The sequence below is a fragment of the Candidatus Symbiopectobacterium sp. NZEC135 genome, assembly GCF_025962695.1.
Genome location: NZ_JAGFPF010000511.1, coordinates 1 through 1,289, shown reverse-complemented (window position 1 = coordinate 1,289; position 1,289 = coordinate 1). Strand labels below are relative to the sequence as shown.

The 1,289-nt window shown below is 51.8% G+C and carries 1 protein-coding gene; it reads left to right on the top strand.

Going from position 1 to position 1,289, the window contains the following annotated elements; genetic code table 11:
- Window positions 1-1,010, top strand: a 1,010-nt coding sequence (locus J5224_RS28315) for a tripartite tricarboxylate transporter permease (RefSeq protein WP_264628435.1), incomplete at its 5' end; no start/stop codon positions are given.
- Between the last annotated feature and the right edge of the window lie 279 nt (window positions 1,011-1,289).

Below are 1,289 nucleotides of genomic sequence, written 5' to 3'. Positions count from 1 at the left end.
GATCGTTGCTTAAGGCGTTTGCCGTAATGGTGCTAGGGATGCTGCTCGGATTGATGGGGGTTGATGTCAATTCAGGGACAGAGCGTTATACCTTTGGCATTATCCAACTCACGGACGGTATCAGTTTTGTTGCGTTGGCGATGGGGCTGTTTGGTATCAGCGAAATCATCCGTGTGGTTTCCCTTCGGGAACAATCTACGGGCAACGTTATTCCCCACGGGCGCGTTTTGCTAAGCCGTGACGATCTCCGTCAATCGGCGGGTCCTGTGTTACGCGGTACGCTGATTGGGTCGCTGTTTGGACTGCTGCCCGGTGGCGGTGGGGCGCTGGCAACGTTCTGTTCGTATACGGTAGAAAAAAAGGTGTCGGCAAATCCTGAGCAATTTGGTCACGGCGCGATTGCCGGTGTCGCGGGGCCCGAGTCTGCTAATAATGCAGCGGCTCAAACGTCGTTTATTCCCTTATTAACGCTGGGTCTCCCCTCTAATGGCACCATGGCCTTGATGGCGGGTGCGATGATGATCCACGGTATTACACCGGGCCCACAATTTATCACGGACCAACCCACTCTGTTCTGGAGTGTGATTGCGAGTATGTGGATTGGCAATATCATGCTGCTGGCGCTCAATCTGCCACTGGTCGGGGTATGGGTACAACTGTTGCGAATTCCCTATCGGTTACTGTATCCGGTTATCATTATGTTCTGTTGCATTGGTATATACAGTGTGGCGAGCAGTTCATTCGATATTTTTACGGCGGCGCTATTTGGGCTGATTGGATTCGCGTTGGTGGCTTATGACTACGAGCCAGCCCCCTTACTGATGGGTTTTATTCTCGGGCCGTTGATGGAGGAAAACCTGCGTCGGGCCATGATGATGTCGCGAGGACGTTATGCCGTCTTCATCGAAGAACCCATCAGTCTGTGTTTGCTGTTAATGGCATTGGTGCTGCTAGCAATCACTGTACTCCCTTCGATCAAAACAAAGCGCGAGCATATTTTCACTGAATAATGACACCTGTGGCGTATCGCTTATGCATGCGCAATACGTGGTATCAGCCAGTATCTGGATAACGGCTAACGTTGGATGAGTCAGTGATTGCTATACCTCATGCCGATTCGCTTATTCTCTATGTCGGACGCTTGCGGTCACTCGCCTCATCTTGATGCGGGAAACTCACGCATCGCGCACGTCAGCACGGCTTGGCGAACAGAGCTATAGCAGAAAGTACCATGATCGTCGCTCCTGATAAGGACCAGAGCTGGATTTTTGTTCACGGTGGTGCTGCCT